The organism is Galbibacter sp. BG1 (assembly GCF_013391805.1).
In the GTDB taxonomy this organism is placed as follows: domain Bacteria; phylum Bacteroidota; class Bacteroidia; order Flavobacteriales; family Flavobacteriaceae; genus Galbibacter.
Map to the genome: position 1 here is coordinate 1,968,434 of NZ_CP058364.1, position 22,143 is coordinate 1,990,576.

The window sequence follows — 22,143 nt, forward strand, 5'->3', positions numbered from 1 at the left end:
CAAAAATCCCGCTTTATGCGGGATTTTTGGTATATTTAAATGCAATCAAATTTTATAATTTAATTAAATGAAAAAATTTTTATTCGTTTTATCACTGCTTGCCATTGCTTGTAAATCTACATCTACACCGGTAGCAGATACTCCAAAAAATGAAATATCAACCGCTGTAAATTCGGTAGTAACTGCTTCCGAAGTAAAGAAAAACTTATCGTTTTTAGCTTCCGATGAATTGAAGGGAAGGGAAGCTGGTTCTGAAGGAATTAATGCCGCGGCCTCCTATATCGAGAACATCTTTCAGCAAAATGGAGTGAAGCCATATTTTGAAACCTACAACGATACGCTTACCAACTTTGAGGGGCCTACTTACAACATTGTGGGGATGGTAGAGGGCAATGATCCTTCTCTAAAAAATGAATTTGTAGTAATTGGGGCTCATTACGACCATATTGGTTCGGGTAAGCCTGTAGGAGACGATACCATAGCCAATGGAGCGAACGATAATGCTTCGGGTACAACGGCGGTAATTGAATTTGCAAAGTATTTTGGAACTAAGAAAACAAATAAACGCAGTATGCTTTTCGTGCTTTTTTCCGCAGAAGAGAAAGGGCTTTTGGGTTCGAGACATTTGGCAAAAAAATTAAAGGAAGAAAACTTTAATTTGTATGCCATGGTAAATTTTGAAATGATAGGAGTGCCTATGCAAAGGGAGACCCTAACCTATCTTACAGGCTACAAGGAGAGCAATATGGCAAAAAAAATGAATGACTATGCAGGGGAAGAGATTGTTGGTTTTTTACCCAAAGCTGGGGAGTACAATCTTTTTAAGCGATCGGATAACTATCCTTTCTATGAAGAGTTTAAAGTGCCTGCCCAAACTATTTGTACGTTCGATTTTACTAATTACGATTATTACCATCATGTGGATGACGAGAAAAGTGAGATGGATTTTGAACACATGGCAAACGTAATCAATAAAATGACTCCCGTGTTAGAGGAAATGGCAAACACTTCAGAAAAAGAAATTAAAATGAATAGTCTATAAACTTAAATCCAGCATGGCAAAAAATATTGTAATCACAGGAACAAGTAGGGGAATAGGTTTTGAATTGGTTAAATTACTTTCTGAAAAAGGGCATACTGTTTTGGCGCTTTCAAGAAATTCAAATCCAATTAACAGTTTAAACCTCCAAAATGTAACCGCTTTCGATTGTGATATTTATAAAGAAGGGGATCTAAATAAAGTAAAGGATTTTTTAAATAGTAGAGGGCAAAAGGTAGATGTGCTTATTAACAATGCGGGTTTGCTAGTGAATAAGCCATTTTCTGAAATTTCCATGAAAGATTTTGAAGAGGTATATAAAGTAAATGTTTTTGGTGTTGCTGCTTTAACACAAATAGTTGCACCGTTAATGCCTAAAGAGGGGCATGTGGTAACCGTAAGCAGTATGGGGGGTGTACAGGGAAGTATGAAATTCCCTGGTCTATCGGCTTACAGCTCTTCCAAAGGAGCCGTAATTACCCTTACCGAATTGTTGGCCGAAGAATATAAAGAAACGGGTCCTTCTTTTAATGTATTGGCGTTGGGTGCCGTACAAACTGAAATGTTGGAAGAGGCCTTCCCTGGTTTAAAAGCGCCTACCACCCCGCAGGAAATGGCAGCTTACATAGCCGAATTTTCTTTAAATGCCCATAAATTTTACAATGGTAAACTCTTGCAAGTGAGTAATAGTACTCCATAAACAATAATTATGCATACTGTTTTAGTGAAATATTTACCAGAGAGAGCTGTAGGTTCGTGCTTAGAACTTATAATGCAGAACCAAGTGCATCTCAAAATTGTAAATGAGAGGGTCACTAGACATGGAGATTACCGAGCGATGCCAGATGGAAGCCATCAAATTACTGTAAATGCCAACTTAAATAAATATAGGTTTTTAATTACATTGGTACATGAGATTGCCCATTTGGTCGCTTTTAAAAAATATGGCCGGGCCATTAAGCCGCATGGGGTAGAATGGAAACATACCTTTCAACAATTAATGCTTCCTTTTATCCGGCCAGAAGTTTTTCCAACGTCCTTGCTACCAATTCTGGCAAGGCATTTTAAAAACCCTAAAGCGAGCAGCGATACCGATGCAAGACTTTCTGTAGCACTTAAAGAATTTGATCCTCAGAACGATAAAAATTATATATTTGAATTGCCCATGGGAAGTACGTTCCGAATCTATAATGGAAAAGTCTTTAAAAAAGGAAACAAGAGGGTGAAAAGATATGAATGTGTAGAAGTAGCCTCAGGGAAGGTGTATCTTTTTCAACCGAATGCAGAAGTGGAGCTACTTACCAATTAATGATTGATTTTTGATTAATGAATAAAAATTATTACGCAATATTAATGGCAGGAGGTATCGGGTCTCGTTTTTGGCCCGTAAGTACTGCTAAATTACCAAAACAGTTTCATGACATCCTTGGAGCTGGAGAAACGCTTATTCAAAAAACCTTCAAACGTCTCAATAAAATAATTCCGAAGGAAAATATATTTATCTTAACCAATGAAGAATACGAAACATTGGTTATGGAACAGTTGCCCGAGGTAAAAAAGGCACAGCTGGTTTTAGAACCGGCAATGCGAAATACCGCACCGTGCATTTTATATGCTTCCTTGAAAATAAAAAAGCAAAACCCCAATGCCCTTTTGGTAGTTGCTCCCAGCGATCATTGGATAGAAGATGAGGCCAGTTTTGTGGAAGACATTCAATTGAGTTTTGATACCTGTGAAAAAGAGGACGTTTTAATGACCTTGGGAATAAAACCAACTTTTCCAAATACTGGTTACGGGTACATTCAACACGAAAAAAAGCCTTCAGAAAAAATAAAAAAAGTAGAACAGTTTTGCGAGAAACCCGACTATAAAACAGCCAAGAAGTTTATAAAACAAGGTAATTTTCTTTGGAATGCAGGCATATTTATATGGAGTGTACAAAGTGTTTTGAAGTCTTTTGAAAAATTTCAGTCACAGATGTTTCATCAGTTGAATAAAGGATACGATGATATAAACACCGATCGCGAAAAGAAGTTTATCGACGAATCTTACCCCCAAACAGAAAAGATCTCCATTGATTATGCCATAATGGAACCCTCTAAAAACATATATGTTTTACCGGCATCCTTCGATTGGAATGATTTAGGGACTTGGGGAGCACTTTATGATGAATTACCAAAAGACGAAAACAAAAATGTGGTTGTAAATGCCAAAAATTTGTTGGAAAATAGCAAAGGAAATGTAATTCATACTTCAGCAAATAAAACGGTGGTTATTGGTGGTTTAAAAAATTATATTGTTATTGATGAAAAAGACAAACTGTTAATTTACCCCAAAAAGAAAGAGCAAGAAATTAAAGATCTGGTTAAAAAACTAGAAGATAAATACGGCAACTAATACTTACTTAAAATGGATGAAAACAAAAAAAATAAGCTAGGTCAGGATAATGTTTCCCCTACCGATAATGGCGACAAAGACCAAATGAAAGGGGAGCTTGGGCAAGATAACATAACCCCTACGGATAATTCCAGTGAGGAACGGGTAAAAAAAGATTTTTCGGGCTTTCTTGGCAGCCTTAAAAAGTTTTTTGAGGAACTGTTGGATATTAGAAATAATACCGACCAGGAGGCTACCAAAGAAAGTATTATAAACGATATACCGTTTAAGGGGCATACATCTTGGATTTTGGTATGTTCCATCTTCATAGCATCTATTGGGCTTAACGCCAATTCTACCGCGGTAGTTATCGGTGCCATGTTAATTTCTCCGCTAATGGGTCCGATTTTAGGAATTGGAATGTCAGTAGCTATTAACGATATCGATACGTTAAGGAGATCGCTCAAGAATTTTGCGGTAATGGTTATCTTAAGTATAATCACTGCATTTCTTTTCTTTAAAATATTTCCGCTTCGGGATGAGTCTTCAGAGCTACTGGCGAGAACGGCACCAGATATTCGGGATGTATTAATTGCATTTTTTGGTGGTACCGCTTTGGTGATTGCCAGAGCGAAAAAGGGAACTATTGCCAGTGTTATTTTTGGGGTAGCAATTGCTACGGCGTTGATGCCTCCATTGTGTACGGTTGGTTTCGGACTCGCAAAAGGGAATATCGACTATGCGTTGGGAGCCCTATACCTCTTTACCATTAACACAATATTTATTGCGTTGGCAACTTTTATCGTTTTGAAGATCTTAAAGTTTCCTATGGTAAAATATGCGAATTCTAAAAGGAGAAAACGCATCGCACAGATTGCCTCTATTTTTGCAATTTTGGTAATGATCCCAGCTGGTAAAACGTTTTACGATGTTTTACAGGAGTCAAATTTTAGAAATCAGGCGAATAATTTTATTACTGAAGAGGTAAAAACATATCAATTTGCTGGCGGCGGATTTTTACTGGATAAATACTCGGTGGTAGAATACAATAAAGGCGAAAATCCATTTATAGAATTGGTGTTTATGGGAGATGAAGCTATCCCAAAAAATATCCAGGAAACATGGAGAACCAAGATGCAGTCTTATTCTAAGCTTAAAGATGCAAACCTGATAATCATGGGGGGCGAGAATAGCGAATCGGAAGATAAATTTAATTATGTGAGTGAGCTTTACGAGTCTAAAAAACAGGAGATTGCTTCTAAAGAACAGCAAATTGAGGTATTGGAGAAAGAGATTGAACGTTTAAGCAAGTTTGCCTATAACGAAGTGCCTTTCGAGGAAATATCGAAAGAGGTAAAGATAAATTATGGGGAAGTGGAAGAGCTCGGTTTCGGAAATGAAATCATCACGAATTTTAAAAAGACGGATACCATTCCGATTTTCTTGGTAAAATGGGATAAAAACCTTTCTTCCGCACAGAAAAAGAAACAAACAGAAAAATTGAATGAATGGCTTAAAGTAAGAATGAAAAATGATAAGGTAGAAGTGAAAGACCAGGGTTAATTGGGCTATTCGTGATTTTTCACCAAACATAAAAACGGCTACTTGAAAAAGTAGCCGTTTTTTATATGCTGTGTTTAAAACTGAAAGTTTAAACCGCCTTGTCCATATTGTTGGTAAGGGTGTTTATAAAGTTGGTGATAGGCCCTTTTATCATCATTCCCATCATGGCATTAAATTCCCCTTCAAAAGTCAACTTCGCTTCACTTTTGTTTTCTTCAAGACTATTGATGTCTGCCGTAAGGGTAAATGGAAGTTTGTCGCTAGCAGCTCCCAATACAATTTTGTCATGCGGCTGCTTTTCTTTCATTTTTAAAACTATTTCCGGCATGCCTTTTAAAGCAAAAAGAAATTTTTCTTCACCTAAAACTTCAAATTTGCTAATGTTCTCAGGCATTAATTTTTCGAAGTTTTTTACATCACCTAAAAAATTGTACAATTCTTCAGCTGATTTGTTTACCGTTTTTTTCTCGGTTTCTATTTTCATTTTATTTCCAGTTTCCAGGATCTCTACGCCAATCCTGTAGCGTTAATAATTCTTTCTCGTTAATATAATTGGTATCTACCGCCTGTTGCAATAAATATTCGTAATTGCTCAATGTATACAGGGAAACATTATTTTCTTTAAAATTTTCTACCGAAACATCAAATCCATAAGAAAAAATTGCAATCATTCCTTTTACTACGGCGCCTTCTTCTTTAAGGGCCTTAACGGCATTTAAGCTGCTTTTCCCTGTACTGATGAGGTCTTCTACCACAACTACACTCTGGCCGCTGTCCAGAAAACCTTCAATTTGATTTCCTCGACCATGCTTTTTAGGTTCGGGCCTTACATATACAAACGGCAAGCTAAGCACTTCTGCTACCAGCATCCCAATCCCGATAGCTCCCGTAGCAACCCCAGCTATAACATCGGGTTTACCATAGAGCTCTTCGAGTTGCTTGGCCATATGCTCCCGAATGTAATTTCTTATGGGAGGAAAGGATAGTACAATTCTGTTGTCGCAGTAAATGGGCGATTTCCATCCGGATGCCCATGTAAAAGGATTTTTTGGATTCAACTTTATTGCATTAATTTGCAATAAAAGTTCTGCTGTCTTTTTGGCGGTATCTTTATCTAAAACCATGATGCAAATGTATGAAGTTTTTGTAAATGAACATCGTATTATTTTAACCAACAAAATAGAGAAGGAAACAGATTTTAAATTGTTTCTTATGGAAACTGTTGATATCGACGATGTTGTTCATCAATTGAATAAGGGTAAAATTAAATGTGCCCATATTTATTACGAAGACGAAAAGTTGCTTCTTAAAAAGTTTATTAAGAAAGTACCTTTGGTGGTTGCGGCTGGCGGAATGGTGAAAAATAAAAAAGGGGAAATCTTATTTATCTTCAGAAATAATAAGTGGGACCTGCCAAAAGGGAAATTGGATAAAGGTGAATCTATTGAAGAAGCTGCCATTCGAGAGGTAGAAGAGGAGACCGGGGTGAAAAAACTCAAAATTGAATCTTTCCTAAGAAAGACCTACCATATTTTTAAAAGAAACGGTACGTATAAACTCAAAGAGACTCATTGGTATTTAATGCATAGTAAATACAAAGGGGAATTGGTGCCTCAATGCAAGGAGAATATTGAAATTGCCGAATGGCGGCCAGAATCGGATGTTCCTAAACTTATGGAGAACTCTTACGAAAACATAAAAACCCTGTTTTAATTTTTGCTTCTGGCAAATAGCCTCTCAAACCTATTTTTTTAAAATCCGATAGATTGGATATCGCAAATGGGCCTTTTCGTAGTTGGGAGATTTTTTATGGATCCAATCCAACTGGGCATACCAGTTTTTCGCAAACTCCTTATCATTGGTTTTTTTGGTTTTGAACTCCTTTTTAATTTCTGGGTTGCTATTTAAAAATTCCAATGCTTTGTCTTCCCAAACATATGGGGAAAATCCTTCTTTTTGCTGAAGGATGGTATCAAAAAAGTTCCAATTAAAAAAAGAATCCGCCGCCTCGGGCTCTAAAGTCTCAAGGATATACCGTATGGAGGGTTGATTGGTGCTCACTAAATAATAGTTCCCTGGATCTACATCAATAGTTTCATTACTTGCTGTCACGGTTGTGTTTTTATGGAGATAATGTCCTTCGTACGGGGCACCCACCGTAGTGAAATCTGCTATATGATAGACTTGTACAGAAATATCTTCTGCTTTTTGTGGTTCCGTTAAGATCACTCCATTCAATTTTAAAAGATCTATAACCCTTGAATATGCTTTTGGAATTAAATAGGCCTCGGGGATTGTAACCGCTTTTGTGGGTTTAAACTCATCGAAATAGTTAACTTTCTTGGTGAAAGGTTTATTTCTGTTGTATTTTAACCGCTGAAGGCCTGTAACCTCACTGGTTACTTTTTCGCCTTCAAACCCTTTAAAATCTAATGTGGAATGATTGCTTTTATCAACTTCCCAAGCTATTGGGTAGATTTCTGCATTTAAAAAATATTGGTTGGTAGCTTCTCGAACTTCGGCTATTTTTTTATAGTCTTTTTCTATTATATCGATCATGCTTTGCATTAATTCATAAGTGCCGTACACTCTTTTTGAGTAGTCTTTAAGCATATGTGTTTCTACCATCATCCCAAGTGTATTCCACAATGTGGTATATCCTGTAGAGTAACGTGGGGAATCGTAAAACTGTGAAAATCCTTTTTCGGGAACTTCATTAAAAACGTTTACATAAGGGGTTATATCGTAGTCTTTCTTTTCTAAGGAAGCAATCATATCTGGCATCATTTGGTCTTGAAGATAAGCGCCAGCTGCACCACCCAATTTATTGTGCTGTGTAAATAAATGCGTAAGTACATATTGATAATCGGCTCCATTACTTACGTGGTTGTCTATAAAAACATCAGGTTGGAGATAATGATATATTTTGGCGAACGATTGTGCGTTTTTGGTATCGTTTTTAATGAAATCACGGTTGAGGTCGTAGTTTCTGGCATTACCCCTAAAACCGTATGCTGCTGGTCCATTTTGATTGGTTCTTGAGGTGCTGTTACGGTTTAGCGATCCGCCGATATTGTAAATGGGGATTGTCGCTAAAACTGTGTGTTTGGGCATCTCGGTTTTTCCTTGTGCAATATCCCTATAAAGCATCATGGTAGCATCGATACCGTCGGGCTCTCCTGGATGAATGCCGTTATTGATAAAAAGAATAAGTTTGTTTTGCCGAACGTTTTCCAGATTAAAATTAGCATCTGGATTTAATAACACCAAATGCAAATGTTTCCCACTGTCTGTTTCACCTTGCTTTAAAACCTTAATGCTCGGGTATGTTTCGGCCAATCGCTTATAAAAAGCAATGGTTTCATTATAGGTAGCTGTTTCCATTCCTTTGGATTTTTCAAATTCCGTAGTAAAATCTGGTTTTTGAGCCACTACGTGGATAAAATTTAAAACGACTAAAAGGGTGAACAGCATCTTTTTCATAAACAAACTTTTTAGATTTCAATCATCAAAAATATAACAATATAGTAAGGCTTTCTATTTGTCTAACGAAAAAAATGGAGTAGTTTTGCACCCTTTAAAAGTTAACTGCCTCATAAATAGGTTTGTGCCTTTTAAAAAAATAGCCTAGCAAGAATAAATAAGTAGTTATGACAGAGTTTATTAGAAAGATTGTTCCCAATGCAAAAGATGATGTTTTAGCCGGAATTACGGTTTCTTTGGCTATGATCCCAGAGGTGGTGGCCTTTGCGTTTGTGGCACAGATCGATCCTTTGGTGGCATTATCGGGAGCATTTATAATTGGTCTTATAACAGCTATTTTTGGAGGTCGTCCAGGATTGATTTCTGGTGCGGCAGGGGCTGTTGCTGTAATTTTTGTTTCCTTAATTTCTGAAGGACACACAAGAGGGATGATGTTCGATGTGCCCGTAGAAAATATGGGGTATTATTACCTACTTGCTGCGGTAGTGCTTATGGGTATTTTTCAAATAGTAGCGGGTGTTTTTAAACTGGGCCGTTTTGTTAGGTTGATTCCGCATCCTGTTATGATGGGCTTTGTAAACGGTTTGGCGATTGTTATTTTTATTGCTCAGGTTAAAATGTTTACCCATAAACAGTTGGAAGTTACCGCCGAGGGCGTAAAGAAATATATAAATATTCCCATGCAGGGTACCGAACTGTATACCATGATTGGTTTGGTATTGCTTACCATGGGGATCATTTGGTTATTGCCGCGAATCACCAAAAAAATACCGGCTTCCCTTACCGCCATTTTAATTACTTCGGCCATTGTTATTTTTGGCGGACTCGAAGTGAGTACCGTTGGTTCTTACATTGTAGAAGGTGGTGGAACTGGCCTTAAAGGAGAGTTGCCTACCCCAAATACGGAATTATGGCAATATCTACCCATTAATTTAGACACTTTAGGTTTTATTCTCCCGTATGCATTTTTGGCGGCTTGTGTTGGTTTAATCGAGTCGTTAATGACGATGAACTTGGTAGATGAGCTAACAGAAACCCGTGGGAACGGGAACCGCGAATGTGTGGCGCAAGGTGCTGGGAATATGTTAAGCGGACTCTTTGGGGGTACCGGAGGATGTGGAATGATAGGGCAAACGGTAATTAACATAAATGCCGGTGGCCGTGGCCGTTTATCTGGAATTATGATGGCGGTTACTTTACTAACCTTCATATTATTTACAGACAAATTAATAGAACAAGTTCCTATTGCAGCGCTGGTTGGGGTAATGATCATGATGGTTATTGAAACCTTTGCGTGGTCCAGTTTCAGGATTATTAGAAAAATACCAAAAGCCGATGCATTTGTGTTGGTGGTGGTTTCTGCCGTAACGGTTATTTACGACTTGGCGATTGCCGTTTTTGTAGGGGTTATTATTTCAGCACTTGTTTTTGCTTGGGAAAATGCCAAGAAAATCCGGGCCAGAAAACGCTTCAAGGAAGATGGAACCAAAGTATATGAAATCTGGGGACCTCTTTTCTTCGGAAGTATTTCGGCATTCAATGAAAAATTCGATGTAAAGAACGATCCTGAGAATGTGGAAATCGATTTTGTAGAGTCGAGGGTGAGCGATCATTCTGCTATTGAAGCAATATTCAATGTGGTGGAAAAATATGAGGCAGCCGGAAAAACAATCCGTTTAAAACATTTAAGTGAAGATTGTAAGGCCTTGTTGTATAAGTCATCTCCAAAGTTTAGGGAAGTAATCGTAGGAGCTGTAGACGATCCTAGATATCATTTAGCGGCAAATCCGGAAGAATTCCCAAAATCACTTTCAGAATATAAGCTTATACCAGAAGAGTAGAGCGTAGGAGGTATAAAGAGAATTAAGTATAAAGGTTCAAGTATTCAGTATTTGCTGTTTTATTGAGGCTCATAATTTTAGTTCTTTATTTTATTTTGTACCACTTAGAGGAGCTATTGTATCGATATGAGATGCTTTTGCATCAATTAAAACGATTATTGCAGAGGTAGGAGCAGTCATTGCACGACTTAGAGATCTTATTGCAGAGGTTGGAAATGTTATTGTACGACTTGAAGAAGGCTTTGCAGAGGTTGGAGATGTCATTGTACGACTTGGAGAAGGCTTTGCAGAAGTTGGAGCAATCTTTGCACGAGTTCGGCTAACTGCTACTTTATAAACTTTGTGTGTTGTTGAAAGATTATTTTTCTTCTTCTGGTTGTAATTGAAAAGCTAAGGATTTCAATTTATCTTTCGTTACCGGTTTTATAAGATGTTTAATGGAGAAAGCATGCTTTTTGTCGTAATCGCTTACCTTTTTTACATCTTCTGGATTAATGGAGGAGGTTAAAATATAGATACTTGTGGTTTTACTTATTTCCATTTTACTAAAACTATCTATAAACTCCCACCCATCGATAATGGGCATGTTTAGATCTAATAAAATAAGCTCTGGAAAGATATCGTTCTCTTCATTTCGGTAATATTTTAAGGCTTCTATCCCATTGTTGAAGGAGATGACATTTTGAGTTATTTGAGTAACTTCAATAAGTTTTTTAACGCTAAAAATCGTAATCGGATCATCGTCGATTAAACAAATTGCATTAATAGTTTTCATTGAAGTATATTTTAAATGTTGTTCCCTTATCCAATACGCTTTCCGCTTCAATCTTACCTTTCATTGCCTCAATTTGGTTCTTGGTAATAAAAAGTCCGATTCCGCGCGCATCGGTATTGCCGTGAAATGTTTTGTACATTCCAAAAAGTTTGTGGCCATGTTTTTCCAAATCGATGCCCAAACCATTATCTGTAACGCTCAAAACGGTAAAACCTTTTATCCGTTCGCAATTAATTATAATTTTCGGATATCTTTTTGGCGCTTTGTACTTAATAGCATTGGTAAAAATATTCAATAAAATGCTTTCTAGGTAAGCTTTTACAACATTTATGTTAATATTTTCTGGAATATTGTTTTCAACCTCCGTAAAAGTGCTTTTTATTAATTCGCTGATATTGGTAAACGCTTCGTCTACTTCCGCTTTGAGGTTTACTTTTTCGGTTTTAATGTTCAAGTTGGTGTTAATGGCTATAATCTCATTTAAATTGGAGATGGTTTCCAGCATGTTTTTGGAGGCCGAACCAAGCATTTCTATTATCTCCACTTTTTTAAAGACATCATCTTCAACCCCTAAAAGCTCTATAAGCATAGAGAAATTGGAAGCGTGCGACCGCAGGTTGTGGGATACAATATGCGCAAAGTTTAGTAAACGGTTGTTCTGTTCACTCGCCACATTAATTACTTCCATAAGCTCTGCTTCCTTTTCCTTAATATGGGAAATATCTTGTACTACCGACCATATGAGTTTTTTGCCGGTAGAATTGGTTATTAAAATACGGGTAATTAAAGCTGGAACCAGTTCGCCATTTTTATGTTCGTAATGCCCTTCATACGGCCCATACATGCCGCTGTTGAGCACTTCCTTTAATGCGCGAAGCTCTTTTTTTCTATTAACAGTGGGGATTAGATCTAAATGTGTGAGTTTAGAAAGTTCCCTGTCAGAATATCCTATACTTGACTTAAAAGAATTGTTCATATCCAAAAACTCACCGGTCAAAGCATCATTTAAAACCAGTCCCGTAGGGGAAAGTTCCAAGAGGGTACGGTGTAACTTTTCGCTTTCCTTGAGTTTTTTACGCGCCTCTACCATTTCCTGTATAATGCGCCCTTCGGCAATTAAGAAAGTTACCTTGTTATGGTCATCAAAAACGGGTTTTAGGGAAAAATCGATGTAAACAGCCTGTTGGTTTTTATCCAGGATTTTTGCCTCGTACCTTACAAATTCCCCTTTGACCGCCTTTTTAAAATTCTTTCTTAGTTTTTTCTGTTCCTTGGGGCTGCCTTTCCACCAGGGCGTATCCCAAAAGTGCTTATTAATAACATCTTCGGCCTGCAGGCCAACAAAATTTAGTGCCGGCTCGTTCACGTCTATAAGCCTTCCTTTTATGTTGAGAAAGCCCGTAAACTGAAAGGTAGAATTAAAAATGCTAGTGAAAATTTGTTTGTTTTGGGTAAGTGCCCTTTTGGTGCTTTTTATCTGTTTTTCGTTAAGTGCTAGTTTGAGTTCGGTATTTTTCTGTTCGCTAATATCTTGAATGGTACCGTAAATACTTCCGGTTTTTTGCTGAAGGATTTCTGGTTTTCCACGGAAGCGAATCCATTTTTCGATGTCTGCTGAAGGTGTTATTTGCAGTTCCACGTCGAAGCTAGTCCCTTCGCTAATTGCGCGATTGATGCTGTTTATAACCAAATCGGAGTGTGTACCTTCTTTGAAAAAGGAAAACATAACTTCCATATTTGGTTGAAAGCTTTCATCTACTTGAAAAATGTCCTTGGTAATATTAGACCATTCCAAAAATTCCCTTTCCACATCAAAAAACCAAGTGCCAAGTTGGGTAACTTCGGTAGCTTCAGAAAGAAAAACAGCCGCCTTTTTATGTTGTTTTTCCGAAGTAATGTCTTTTACATAAACTAAGAATTCTTCTTCTTGATGCTGTATGAAATATCGATACCATTGGGTATCGCCTTTGGTTTTGAAACAGTCTTCACCTTCTGGAATGTTATTCTGAAGAGCCGACGCAATTCCTTCTGGAACTTCTGTGGAAACTTCCTCAAAAAATAGTTTCCAAGCGCTGGAAGCCATTTTAAGGTTCGCATCTTTGTCAAACAAGGCCATTGGGACGGGGCTTTGTTGCAATATATGTAGGTTAATCATACAATTAAAACGTAAATTTTTGGGCTTTATTTAAGTACTCGTACTGTTTCTGGAACCAAACCGGTGTAATCTCCATTATTTCTAATAACATCCCTTACAATTGAGGAAGAAATATAGCTTTTTCCAGAGGAGGTCAATAGAAAAACAGTTTCTATTTCCGACAACTTGCGGTTGGTATGTGCTATGGCTTTTTCAAACTCAAAATCGGCCGGATTTCGCAATCCCCGTAATATAAACTGTGCATCTATTTTTTTACAGAACTCTACCGTTAAACCCTCGTAGGTCATTACTCTTACTTTCGGTTCGTTTTTAAACGCATCTTCGATAAATTTCTTGCGTTGGTCCAAAGAAAACATATATTGTTTTTCTGCATTGATACCAATGGCAATAACCAATTCGTCGAAAAGGGTTATGCCACGGGAAATAATATCGTAATGTCCTAAGGTTATAGGATCGAAAGATCCTGGAAAAATAGCTCTTCGCATTTTAACTTTATTTACAAAGATTAGAATATAGCGTTGTAAATATAGCAAAATTGATTTTAGAAGAATTCTTAATCTGAATAGTTATATTTTTAGTACGATTTACATAAAGAAGTCATACGATCTACTTCAAAGCTTCTTCAATAGCGTTGTCGAATAGCTCACTAAGGGAAATGCCTGCTTTGGCAGCCTGTTGAGGTAGAATGCTTTCGGCGGTCATACCAGGAATGGTATTTACTTCCAATAAATACGGTTCGCCATCTACAAAAATGTATTCACTGCGGCTAAAGCCTTTCATTTTTAAAGTGGTATAAACTTTTTTGGCGACTTCCGTCACTTTATTGGTCATTTCCTCGCTTATTCTTGCCGGCGTAATTTCTTGGGATTTTCCTTGGTATTTGGCTTCGTAATCGAAGAAATCATTTTCAGAAACAATCTCGGTAATCGGCAATACTGTTACTTCGCCATTGTACGTAATAACACCTACAGAAACTTCGGTACCATCTAAGAAAGACTCAATTATAATTTCATCATCTTCTTTAAAAGAGTTTTCGATGGCCGGTAGCAGTTGGTCTTCGCTATTTACTTTTGAAATCCCGAAACTGGACCCCGCTTTATTGGCTTTTACAAAACAAGGCAGCCCTACTTTTTTTATAATTTCTTCCCCATTTATGGCTTGTCCTTTATTTATGTAATAAGATGTGGCACACTTAATACCGAAAGGTTTTAAAGCTGCAAGACAATCCCTTTTATTAAAGGTTAATCCCGCTTGGTACATAGGGCAAGAGGTATGTGGAATGCCCAAGAGCTCTAAATAACCCTGTAGGTATCCATCTTCTCCAGGGGTACCGTGAATAGCATTAAAAATACAATCGAAAGAAATAGTTTTTCCTTCAACTTCTATTGTGAAATTCCCTTTATTTATAGGTGTTTCGGTACCGTTTTCCATAACATGCACCCATTTGTCTTTTAAAATATGAATACGATAAATGTTATATTTCTCAGGATCTAAATGCTGGCAAACAACATCTCCGCTTTTTAGCGAAATTTTGTATTCAGAGGAATAACCTCCCATTACTACACCTATATTTTTCTTCATTTTAAATATTATAAAAAGGAATTTAACGTTATCCAAAAGTATTAATTATTTCATTTAAAAAAAGGAGATAAATTACTTTGTAGCTAAATAACCTTAGAAATAAAATTAGGTGCCTAGTTTTTATATCTTTGCTGAATAATAAAGAACCATGAATTTTATAAAATTTATAACCAGTAAGACTTTTTTAAAGCAAATAGGCTTTGCAATTTTAGCCTTAATTATTTTAGTAATACTTGCACTTCAATACTTAAAAATAACCACTAATCACGGAGAATTTGTGATGGTGCCAGATTTATCCAAAAAATCGTTGAGGGAAGTGGAAGAGATTGTAGAAAAAGCCGATTTAAACTACGTGGTACTGGATTCTACCAATTACAATCCGGATTATCCAAGATTTTCGGTAATTGAGCAAAATCCAAAGGCAAATAAAGAAGTAAAAAAAGGTAGAAAAATATATTTAACCATAAACCCATCGGGATACCGAAAAGTGAGTGTGCCCAATGTGATACAGGTTACCAAGAGAAATGCCGAGTCTATGCTAAAAGCAGTAGGGCTTAATGTAGGTAAGGTTTCTTATATTAATGAAATAGGGAAAGACATGGTGTATTATGTACGCTATGAAGGGGAGAATATTTTACCGGGACATCAATTACCAAAAACTACCGAGGTAGAATTGGTGTGCGGGAATGGGAACGACGCTGCTGTAGTGGTGGAGTAATTTGAAATTTTGAAATGACGCAAGAAACACAAGACGATTTTAATCAAGACGACGAACTCTACGAGCATTATAGTTTTAAGGCCGGAAAAGGGCAAGAGCCCCTTCGTGTGGATAAATTTTTAATGAATTTTATTGAAAATGCCACGAGGAATAAAATTCAGCAGGCGGCTAAAGCAGGTAATATTTATGTAAATGGTACTGCTGTAAAATCCAATCATAAAGTAAAAGCGAATGATGAGGTGAAAGTGTTGTTTGAGCATCCGCCTCACGAATATTTATTGACCCCCGAAAACATTCCCCTTGATATTGTCTACGAAGACGATACTTTATTGGTAGTAAACAAACCCGCGGGAATGGTGGTGCATCCTGGGCATGGAAATTATTCTGGAACGCTCATAAATGCGCTTATTTACCATTTTGAAAACCTTCCCATGAACAGCAACGAACGTCCTGGCCTGGTACACCGTATCGATAAAGATACCAGTGGATTATTGGTAGTTGCCAAAACGGAGGAAGCACTCGCGCACCTTTCTAAACAGTTTTTTAATAAAACAAGTGAAAGGGAGTATGTGGCCTTAGTTTGGGGGAACATTGAAGAAGAGGAAGGTACTGTAGAGGGACATATTGGAAGGCATCCTAAAAACCGTTTGCAAATGACTGTTTTTCCCGATGGAGAACAAGGAAAAGATGCCATTACCCATTTTAAGGTGTTGGAACGGTTTGGGTATGTAACTCTGGTTTCCTGCAAATTGGAAACGGGGCGAACACACCAGATACGGGCGCATATGAAATATATTGGACACACACTTTTTAATGATGAACGCTACGGCGGGGATAAAATTTTGAAGGGTACTACATTTACGAAATACAAACAGTTTGTGGAGAATTGTTTCAAGGTGCTTCCCAGACAGGCACTTCATGCTAAAACACTAGGTTTTGAACATCCGGTAACCGGTAAATTTTTAAGTTTCAATACCGATATTCCTGAAGATATGGAGCAATGTTTGGAGAAGTGGAGAAATTACGCCAAGCACCAAGAACTAAGCGAAGAATAGATTTTACTAATTTATTCATAGAAAAGAACAAATCTTTAGTTCTTTTTTTATGCTTTCTTCGTCGTATCTTTATATGTGAAAAAGAGAATAATTTAAAAAAAAAGAGCTACTTGTGAAAATAGTTGTATCACCTGCAAAATCACTGGATTTTGAAACGGAATTACCTACCGATAAATATACAAATCCTGAATTTTTAAAAGAAGCGGAGCAATTAAACACAGTGCTTCAAAAGAAATCTCCCAAGAAGCTCTCGGAGCTCATGAGTATTTCAGAAAAACTAGCGGATTTAAATTGGCAGCGTAATCAAGATTTTACAACGCCTTTTACCCCAAAAAATTCAAGGCCTGCCATTTATGCCTTCAATGGCGATGTCTATACCGGTTTGGATGCCTATACCATTCCACAGGATAAAATTGATAGCCTTCAAGAAAAATTACGGATTTTAAGCGGACTTTATGGTGTCTTAAAACCCTTAGATCTTATGCAACCGTATAGGTTGGAAATGGGTACGAAACTTTCCATCGGAAAAAATAAAAATCTCTACGAATTTTGGCAGAAGAAAATTACAGCAAAACTTAACGAGGAGCTTGGCAAAGAAGAGCTTTTTCTGAATTTAGCCAGTAATGAATATTTTGGAGCTGTGAATGAGAAGGAATTAAAGGTTCCTGTAATTACTCCCGTATTTAAGGATTGGAAGAACGATAAACTGAAAATTATTAGTTTCTACGCCAAAAAAGCACGGGGTTCCATGGTGCGTTATATTATAGATACCAATGCAAAAACCCTCGAAGATTTAAAAGGTTTTGATTACGATGGGTATGCATTTAGCGAGGAGCATACCAAAAAGAAGAACGAACTGGTTTTTGTGAGATAGCAAATACCTATAAAAATCCCCCAAAGATTTTAAAACCTTTGGGGGTATCTATTTACTTTTTAGTATCTACACTTACTTTTTCTTCCACAGGAGTACGCTTTTTTATTTTTTTCCGGCGGCGTACGCCATAACTTCCCCTGCTAATTTTACCCCTTTTTGTTTTTTTATCTCCTTTTCCCATAACCTTTACATTTATAATTAAGTTTAAAGTTAGTTATTTTGTCAGTGTAAATCAAGAATATGTTCCTACATAAGCACCCATACAAACCTTATATTCCTAAAAAAGCTACTAAACTCATCGTCGGTACGCTTCCACCACCACGTTTTTCGGTAAGGGAATTCAAACCTGGGGATGTAGATTTTTGCTACGGTAGTAGGGATGGTTATTTATGGCCTGTACTGAATGAAATTTTTCAATTAAATCTACTATTTGAAACCACCCCAAAAGCGATTAGTCAGCGGAAAGAATTTCTAACAAGGCACAGAATTGGAATTTGCGATATTGTGGATTCCGCAGAAAGGGAAGCTATAGACGCTTCCGACCTTGGAATGCAAAATGTAGTTTGTAGGGATATTTTGAGTCAATTAGTTGAAAATCCGACAATCGGTACATTATTATTTATGGGCGGCAATAGTAAAAACGGACCAGAATATTTCTTCAGAAAACAATGGAAGCAAAAAAATATTATGTTAACTCCTGTTTCTTTGGAAGTCCCGAGGAGGTTTTCTTTTAAATTGAATGGCAGAATAATTGAAACCATTTCACTAACATCTCCTTCTGGCGCTGCGAATAGGGCAGTGGGAGCCATACCAGCGTATAAGGCATTAAAAAAGAAGCACCCAAACTTCAATACAATTGACTTTAGAGTGCTTCAGTATTCAAAATATTTTAAGTGATAAATATTCACTTAAGATAGATTTCGGGGGAATCAAACCTATTTCTTATTTTGTTGATCTTTGATGGTTTCTTCATCAATATCAAATTTATTGGTGTCGATATTCCTATTTCCTGTTGGATTGGTAGGATTATCTTGTTCGTGTTTTCTTTTCCATTTTTTATCTTTAATAGTGCTCATAACTTTCTTTTTTTGATTATACTGTAATATACAAAGCATATGTTCAAAACTCTATTAAAGCAATGGTAAAATCTTGTTAATGGTTTAACAATTAAGGGTTTGAGGTGGGGTTAATTCCTTTAATAAACTTTTCAATACCATTAATTCCTTCAGCGGTAATCATTTTTATAAAAGCAGAACCAATAATCGCGCCCTTCCCATATTTGGTAGCCGATTTAAAGGTTTCCGCATTGCTTATACCAAAGCCAACTATTTGGGGTGCGTTAAGGTTCAGAGCGTCCACTCTTTTAAAATATTCGTTTTGGATATCCCCAAAATTACTTTTGGCGCCGGTAACACTTGCAGAACTTACCAGATAAATAAACCCGTTGGAAACAGAGTCTATAAAACGGATGCGTTCTTCTGAAGTTTGCGGGGTTATAAGAAAAACATTTATAAGGCCGTATTTCTCAAAAATTTCTTGGTATTCTTCATGGTAGACATCCACTGGAAGATCCGGAATAATAAAACCATCGATGCCTATTTCTGCACATTTTTTGCAAAATGCTTCCACGCCATACTGCATCATCGGGTTAAAATAACCCATAATAATTAAGGGAATGGAAACTGTTTTTCTGATATCCTTTAATTGATCAAACAACTTTGCGGTTGTCATTCCATTTTTTAGGGCTTTGGTAGAACTTTCCTGAATGGTCGGTCCATCGGCCAGCGGATCAGAAAAGGGGAGTCCTATTTCGAGCATGTCCACACCACTTTCCTGAAGTTTTTCAATTATAGGAACCGTATCTTCCAGATTTGGGTAACCGGCGGTAAAGTATATGGAAAGTAGTTTTTTATCTTCCTGTAGTTTTTTATTAATTCTGTTCATTGGTTTTGTAATTTCTTGTTTAAAATACCCCTGAATTTTACAAATCGAAATAATCAATATAAGTATTCAGGTCTTTATCCCCACGCCCGGAAAGGTTGATTACGATAACATCCTCTTTTTTGAATTTTTTATGATCGAAAATTGCCAGCGCGTGGGAGCTTTCTATCGCCGGGATGATGCCCTCGGTTTTGCACAGCTCCAGTCCCGCTTTCATGGCATCCTCATCGGTAATAGAAAAGAATTCCCCACGCCCTGAACGGTATAAATGGGCATGCATGGGTCCAACACCGGGATAATCCAATCCGGCTGAAATGGAATAAGGTTCTGTTATTTGGCCGTCCCCAGTTTGCATCAATAAGGTTTTGCATCCATGGATAATTCCTTCCTTGCCCAATGCTGAGGTAGCCGCACTTTCTCCTGAGTTAACTCCTTTTCCTGCAGCTTCCACAGCGATTATTCCAACGTCCTTTTCATCTAAAAAGTGGTAATATGTTCCAGCGGCGTTACTGCCTCCCCCAATGCATGCAACGACATAATCTGGATTTTCACGCCCTTCTTTTTCCTTAAGCTGCCATTTTATTTCTTCAGAAATAATACTTTGAAAACGGGTAACCATATCTGGATAAGGATGTGGACCAATGGCAGAACCAATAATGTAATGCGTATCTACAGGGTTATTTATCCAATCCCGAATGGCCTCGTTGGTGGCATCTTTTAAAGTTCTACTTCCTGAAAGCGCCGGGCGTACCTCGGCACCCAGCATTTTCATACGAGCCACGTTTGGAGCTTGTCGGGAAATATCAATTTCTCCCATGTACACCACACATTCAATCCCCATAAGTGCACAAACGGTAGCGGTAGCAACTCCATGCTGCCCAGCTCCCGTTTCTGCAATAATTCTTTTTTTGCCCAAACGCTTTGCCATTAGAATTTGCCCAATAGTGTTGTTTATTTTATGGGCACCGGTGTGATTGAGGTCTTCCCGCTTAAGATAAATTTTAACCCCGTATTTCTCAGACATTCTTTTTGCGAAATAGAGAGGGGAAGGGCGCCCCACATAATCTTTCAGTAATTGATCGAATTCTTCTTTAAAAGACTCTTCGTTCATTATAGAAAGATATTGCTGGCGTAATTCTTCAACATTAGGGTATAACATTTCTGGAATGTAAGCACCCCCAAAATCGCCATAATATCCTTTTTCGTTTACGTTATATGTTTTCATTCGTTTAAAATTTAATTCTTATGTCCATCACAGCTATTCTAAAACCTGAAGTCTTTTACAAAATTTTGCAACAGTTCTACGTTTTTTAAGCCCGGTTCCAATTCAAACTTGCTGTTTACATCTATGGCGTGAATGGGCAATTCCAGATTCATGTTTTTTATTTTTTCTAAGTGCTCCATCCCGATCCCTCCACTTAAAAAGAATGGTTTATTGGAAGGGTAGTTTTTTAAAACTTCCCAATTAAAAGAATAACCATTTCCACCTGGGAGCTTTCCTTTGGTATCAAACAAAAAGAAATCGACCGTATCTTCAAAAGGTTGCAACCTGCCAAAATCGAATTCATCTTTAATGGAAAAAACTTTTACGATTTTAATGTTCTTTGTTTCCTCATGTGAAGTTGTTTTATTTTCCTTTAGGCCAGTTTCCGGGGTCATTATCCTATTTCTAAGCTCTTTGCAATATTCAGCAGACTCCTTTCCGTGAAGTTGTATGGCATTCAGCTGATGTTTTTTTACTTTTTCAACAACAAAATCAATTTCAGCATCTACAAAAACCCCAACTTTATGAATGTTGGATGGCAGTGTAGGCACCGTGTCTTCATTGTTACGGGCAGAATTTTCATAAAATATAAATCCGAGGTAGTCTGGTTGCAATGCTGCAACAGCTTCTATATTTTCTCGGTATTTCATTCCGCAGACTTTGATTTTCATGCTAATGTCAAATTTGTAATCACTTATAATTTCTTTATAAAATCGGTAGCACTTTTTCCAGGATTATCTGTTTTCATAAAGTTTTCTCCTATTAAAAAACCTTTATATCCGTAAGGTTTTAATTCTTTAATTGATTGAATATTGCTAATGCCACTTTCTGAAACTTTTACAAAATCATCTGGTATTTTTTCTGAAAGGGATTTGCTTATCTCCAAGCTTACCTCGAACGTTTTTAGGTTTCTGTTATTTACCCCTAACATATCTAAGCTCGGCATAATGGATTTTTCAAGTTCTTCCTCATTATGGACTTCCAGCAGCACGTCCAATCCAAGATTTTTTGCTGTTTCTGAAAGCAATTTAGTTTCGTAGCGCGTTAAAATAGCTGCAATCAATAAAATAACATCGGCGCCATAGGCTTTTGCTTCTATTAATTGATAAGTGTCTACGATGAATTCTTTACGCAATAACGGAATCGAGACCGAAGCCCTAGCGAGTAACAAATCGTCTAGCGAACCTCCAAAATATTTCCCATCGGTGAGTACCGACATCCCGCAGGCACCGGCGTTCTCATAACCTTTGGCCACATCTTGAACATTCAAAGATTGATTGATGACCGACTTTGAAGGCGAACGGCGTTTATGTTCTGCGATGATACCAGTGTTGCTTGCCTTTAATTTTTCAGCTAAAGAAAAGCAATTCCTACTAAAAAGAACACTGGCTTCTAATTGTGAAACCGGAATCAACTCTTTTTTTAAAGTTACTTCTTTCTTTTTATCTGCTACTATTTTATCTAAAATGTTCATTTTT

Annotated in this window: 24 protein-coding genes; 11 read left to right on the top strand and 13 right to left on the bottom strand. The window is 37.2% G+C overall.

Going from position 1 to position 22,143, the window contains the following annotated elements; genetic code table 11:
- Nucleotides 1-67: 67 nt before the first annotated feature.
- The 5 genes from HX109_RS08720 (at nt 68) to HX109_RS08740 (ending at nt 4,978) form a co-directional block, all read left to right on the top strand.
- Nucleotides 68-1,042, top strand: a complete 975-nt coding sequence (locus HX109_RS08720; protein ID WP_178951167.1) for a M28 family metallopeptidase — start codon at nt 68-70, stop codon at nt 1,040-1,042.
- A gap of 13 nt (nt 1,043-1,055) precedes the next feature.
- A complete protein-coding gene (locus HX109_RS08725; RefSeq protein WP_178951169.1) occupies nt 1,056-1,739 on the top strand; it encodes an SDR family NAD(P)-dependent oxidoreductase in 684 nt (227 codons plus the stop codon).
- Between the two features lie 9 nt (nt 1,740-1,748).
- On the top strand, nt 1,749-2,348 hold the full coding sequence (locus tag HX109_RS08730; RefSeq protein ID WP_178951171.1) for a SprT-like domain-containing protein: 600 nt from the start codon (nt 1,749-1,751) through the stop codon (nt 2,346-2,348).
- A 17-nt stretch (nt 2,349-2,365) separates the two neighbouring features.
- Nucleotides 2,366-3,436: a mannose-1-phosphate guanylyltransferase gene (locus HX109_RS08735; protein ID WP_178951173.1), complete on the top strand. Its 1,071-nt coding sequence runs from the start codon at nt 2,366-2,368 to the stop codon at nt 3,434-3,436.
- An 84-nt stretch (nt 3,437-3,520) separates the two neighbouring features.
- The gene (locus HX109_RS08740; RefSeq protein ID WP_178954122.1) at nt 3,521-4,978 is read left to right on the top strand and encodes a DUF389 domain-containing protein; all 1,458 of its coding nucleotides are present in this window, start codon (nt 3,521-3,523) and stop codon (nt 4,976-4,978) included.
- 88 nt (nt 4,979-5,066) lie between these two features.
- Here HX109_RS08740 and HX109_RS08745 read toward each other — a convergent pair whose 3' ends face one another.
- Together HX109_RS08745 and pyrE are read right to left on the bottom strand one after the other, a co-directional pair.
- On the bottom strand, nt 5,067-5,462 hold the full coding sequence (locus tag HX109_RS08745; RefSeq protein ID WP_178951175.1) for an SRPBCC family protein: 396 nt from the start codon (nt 5,460-5,462) through the stop codon (nt 5,067-5,069).
- Between the two features lies 1 nt (nt 5,463).
- Nucleotides 5,464-6,102: an orotate phosphoribosyltransferase gene (gene pyrE / locus HX109_RS08750; protein WP_178951177.1), complete on the bottom strand. Its 639-nt coding sequence runs from the start codon at nt 6,100-6,102 to the stop codon at nt 5,464-5,466.
- A gap of 7 nt (nt 6,103-6,109) precedes the next feature.
- Between pyrE and HX109_RS08755 the strand changes: the two genes are divergently transcribed.
- Nucleotides 6,110-6,691, top strand: a complete 582-nt coding sequence (locus HX109_RS08755; RefSeq protein ID WP_178951179.1) for an NUDIX hydrolase — start codon at nt 6,110-6,112, stop codon at nt 6,689-6,691.
- A 30-nt stretch (nt 6,692-6,721) separates the two neighbouring features.
- On the opposite strand, the gene HX109_RS08760 is transcribed toward HX109_RS08755, so the two are convergent.
- The gene (locus tag HX109_RS08760) at nt 6,722-8,461 is read right to left on the bottom strand and encodes a M14 family metallopeptidase (protein WP_178951181.1); all 1,740 of its coding nucleotides are present in this window, start codon (nt 8,459-8,461) and stop codon (nt 6,722-6,724) included.
- Between the two features lie 167 nt (nt 8,462-8,628).
- Between HX109_RS08760 and HX109_RS08765 the strand changes: the two genes are divergently transcribed.
- Complete coding sequence (locus tag HX109_RS08765) at nt 8,629-10,302, top strand: SulP family inorganic anion transporter (protein ID WP_178951182.1); 1,674 nt, start codon at nt 8,629-8,631, stop codon at nt 10,300-10,302.
- 358 nt (nt 10,303-10,660) lie between these two features.
- Here HX109_RS08765 and HX109_RS08770 read toward each other — a convergent pair whose 3' ends face one another.
- From HX109_RS08770 to HX109_RS08785, 4 genes are all read right to left on the bottom strand, one after another.
- Nucleotides 10,661-11,077: a response regulator gene (locus tag HX109_RS08770; RefSeq protein ID WP_178951184.1), complete on the bottom strand. Its 417-nt coding sequence runs from the start codon at nt 11,075-11,077 to the stop codon at nt 10,661-10,663.
- Complete coding sequence (locus HX109_RS08775) at nt 11,064-13,232, bottom strand: PAS domain-containing sensor histidine kinase (RefSeq protein ID WP_178951186.1); 2,169 nt, start codon at nt 13,230-13,232, stop codon at nt 11,064-11,066. The genes HX109_RS08770 and HX109_RS08775 overlap by 14 nt, the downstream gene beginning before the upstream one ends.
- A 26-nt stretch (nt 13,233-13,258) precedes the next feature.
- Nucleotides 13,259-13,717, bottom strand: coding sequence for a pantetheine-phosphate adenylyltransferase (coaD, locus tag HX109_RS08780; RefSeq protein WP_178951187.1), 459 nt, complete (start codon nt 13,715-13,717; stop codon nt 13,259-13,261).
- Nucleotides 13,718-13,838: 121 nt separating this feature from the next.
- A complete protein-coding gene (locus HX109_RS08785) occupies nt 13,839-14,813 on the bottom strand; it encodes a D-alanine--D-alanine ligase (RefSeq protein ID WP_178951189.1) in 975 nt (324 codons plus the stop codon).
- A gap of 148 nt (nt 14,814-14,961) precedes the next feature.
- Here HX109_RS08785 and HX109_RS08790 point away from each other — a divergent pair, with 148 nt between their 5' ends.
- The 3 genes from HX109_RS08790 to yaaA all read left to right on the top strand — a co-directional run bounded on the left by HX109_RS08790 (nt 14,962) and on the right by yaaA (nt 17,460).
- Nucleotides 14,962-15,531, top strand: coding sequence for a PASTA domain-containing protein (locus HX109_RS08790; protein ID WP_178951191.1), 570 nt, complete (start codon nt 14,962-14,964; stop codon nt 15,529-15,531).
- A gap of 14 nt (nt 15,532-15,545) precedes the next feature.
- Nucleotides 15,546-16,586, top strand: coding sequence for an RluA family pseudouridine synthase (locus HX109_RS08795; protein WP_178951193.1), 1,041 nt, complete (start codon nt 15,546-15,548; stop codon nt 16,584-16,586).
- A 112-nt stretch (nt 16,587-16,698) separates the two neighbouring features.
- The gene (yaaA, locus tag HX109_RS08800; RefSeq protein WP_178951195.1) at nt 16,699-17,460 is read left to right on the top strand and encodes a peroxide stress protein YaaA; all 762 of its coding nucleotides are present in this window, start codon (nt 16,699-16,701) and stop codon (nt 17,458-17,460) included.
- 52 nt (nt 17,461-17,512) lie between these two features.
- Here the strand turns inward: yaaA and HX109_RS08805 are convergent, their stop codons facing one another.
- The gene (locus tag HX109_RS08805; RefSeq protein ID WP_178951197.1) at nt 17,513-17,641 is read right to left on the bottom strand and encodes a 30S ribosomal protein THX; all 129 of its coding nucleotides are present in this window, start codon (nt 17,639-17,641) and stop codon (nt 17,513-17,515) included.
- Nucleotides 17,642-17,700: 59 nt separating this feature from the next.
- Here HX109_RS08805 and HX109_RS08810 point away from each other — a divergent pair, with 59 nt between their 5' ends.
- The gene (locus HX109_RS08810) at nt 17,701-18,357 is read left to right on the top strand and encodes a uracil-DNA glycosylase family protein (RefSeq protein ID WP_178951199.1); all 657 of its coding nucleotides are present in this window, start codon (nt 17,701-17,703) and stop codon (nt 18,355-18,357) included.
- A gap of 38 nt (nt 18,358-18,395) precedes the next feature.
- Here the strand turns inward: HX109_RS08810 and HX109_RS08815 are convergent, their stop codons facing one another.
- From HX109_RS08815 to trpC, 5 genes are all read right to left on the bottom strand, one after another.
- Nucleotides 18,396-18,536 (bottom strand): hypothetical protein, encoded by a 141-nt coding sequence (locus HX109_RS08815; RefSeq protein WP_178951201.1) that lies wholly within the window; start codon nt 18,534-18,536, stop codon nt 18,396-18,398.
- A gap of 91 nt (nt 18,537-18,627) precedes the next feature.
- On the bottom strand, nt 18,628-19,404 hold the full coding sequence (trpA, locus tag HX109_RS08820; RefSeq protein ID WP_178951203.1) for a tryptophan synthase subunit alpha: 777 nt from the start codon (nt 19,402-19,404) through the stop codon (nt 18,628-18,630).
- A 37-nt stretch (nt 19,405-19,441) separates the two neighbouring features.
- Nucleotides 19,442-20,626, bottom strand: a complete 1,185-nt coding sequence (trpB, locus tag HX109_RS08825; protein WP_178951205.1) for a tryptophan synthase subunit beta — start codon at nt 20,624-20,626, stop codon at nt 19,442-19,444.
- 38 nt (nt 20,627-20,664) lie between these two features.
- Complete coding sequence (locus tag HX109_RS08830) at nt 20,665-21,336, bottom strand: phosphoribosylanthranilate isomerase (RefSeq protein ID WP_178951206.1); 672 nt, start codon at nt 21,334-21,336, stop codon at nt 20,665-20,667.
- 23 nt (nt 21,337-21,359) lie between these two features.
- Nucleotides 21,360-22,139, bottom strand: a complete 780-nt coding sequence (gene trpC / locus HX109_RS08835; RefSeq protein ID WP_178951208.1) for an indole-3-glycerol phosphate synthase TrpC — start codon at nt 22,137-22,139, stop codon at nt 21,360-21,362.
- Between the last annotated feature and the right edge of the window lie 4 nt (nt 22,140-22,143).

Bases quoted from the DNA above. Each gene is read 5' to 3' on its own strand.
- HX109_RS08720 (WP_178951167.1), top strand. From the start codon at position 68: ATGAAAAAATTTTTATTCGTTTTATCACTGCTTGCCATTGCTTGTAAA.
- HX109_RS08725 (WP_178951169.1), top strand. From the start codon at position 1,056: ATGGCAAAAAATATTGTAATCACAGGAACAAGTAGGGGAATAGGTTTT.
- HX109_RS08730 (WP_178951171.1), top strand. From the start codon at position 1,749: ATGCATACTGTTTTAGTGAAATATTTACCAGAGAGAGCTGTAGGTTCG.
- HX109_RS08735 (WP_178951173.1), top strand. From the start codon at position 2,366: ATGAATAAAAATTATTACGCAATATTAATGGCAGGAGGTATCGGGTCT.
- HX109_RS08740 (WP_178954122.1), top strand. From the start codon at position 3,521: ATGAAAGGGGAGCTTGGGCAAGATAACATAACCCCTACGGATAATTCC.
- HX109_RS08745 (WP_178951175.1), bottom strand. From the start codon at position 5,462: ATGAAAATAGAAACCGAGAAAAAAACGGTAAACAAATCAGCTGAAGAA.
- pyrE (WP_178951177.1), bottom strand. From the start codon at position 6,102: ATGGTTTTAGATAAAGATACCGCCAAAAAGACAGCAGAACTTTTATTG.
- HX109_RS08755 (WP_178951179.1), top strand. From the start codon at position 6,110: ATGTATGAAGTTTTTGTAAATGAACATCGTATTATTTTAACCAACAAA.
- HX109_RS08760 (WP_178951181.1), bottom strand. From the start codon at position 8,461: ATGAAAAAGATGCTGTTCACCCTTTTAGTCGTTTTAAATTTTATCCAC.
- HX109_RS08765 (WP_178951182.1), top strand. From the start codon at position 8,629: ATGACAGAGTTTATTAGAAAGATTGTTCCCAATGCAAAAGATGATGTT.
- HX109_RS08770 (WP_178951184.1), bottom strand. From the start codon at position 11,077: ATGAAAACTATTAATGCAATTTGTTTAATCGACGATGATCCGATTACG.
- HX109_RS08775 (WP_178951186.1), bottom strand. From the start codon at position 13,232: ATGATTAACCTACATATATTGCAACAAAGCCCCGTCCCAATGGCCTTG.
- coaD (WP_178951187.1), bottom strand. From the start codon at position 13,717: ATGCGAAGAGCTATTTTTCCAGGATCTTTCGATCCTATAACCTTAGGA.
- HX109_RS08785 (WP_178951189.1), bottom strand. From the start codon at position 14,813: ATGAAGAAAAATATAGGTGTAGTAATGGGAGGTTATTCCTCTGAATAC.
- HX109_RS08790 (WP_178951191.1), top strand. From the start codon at position 14,962: ATGAATTTTATAAAATTTATAACCAGTAAGACTTTTTTAAAGCAAATA.
- HX109_RS08795 (WP_178951193.1), top strand. From the start codon at position 15,546: ATGACGCAAGAAACACAAGACGATTTTAATCAAGACGACGAACTCTAC.
- HX109_RS08805 (WP_178951197.1), bottom strand. From the start codon at position 17,641: ATGGGAAAAGGAGATAAAAAAACAAAAAGGGGTAAAATTAGCAGGGGA.
- HX109_RS08810 (WP_178951199.1), top strand. From the start codon at position 17,701: ATGTTCCTACATAAGCACCCATACAAACCTTATATTCCTAAAAAAGCT.
- HX109_RS08815 (WP_178951201.1), bottom strand. From the start codon at position 18,536: ATGAGCACTATTAAAGATAAAAAATGGAAAAGAAAACACGAACAAGAT.
- trpA (WP_178951203.1), bottom strand. From the start codon at position 19,404: ATGAACAGAATTAATAAAAAACTACAGGAAGATAAAAAACTACTTTCC.
- trpB (WP_178951205.1), bottom strand. From the start codon at position 20,626: ATGAAAACATATAACGTAAACGAAAAAGGATATTATGGCGATTTTGGG.
- HX109_RS08830 (WP_178951206.1), bottom strand. From the start codon at position 21,336: ATGAAAATCAAAGTCTGCGGAATGAAATACCGAGAAAATATAGAAGCT.
- trpC (WP_178951208.1), bottom strand. From the start codon at position 22,139: ATGAACATTTTAGATAAAATAGTAGCAGATAAAAAGAAAGAAGTAACT.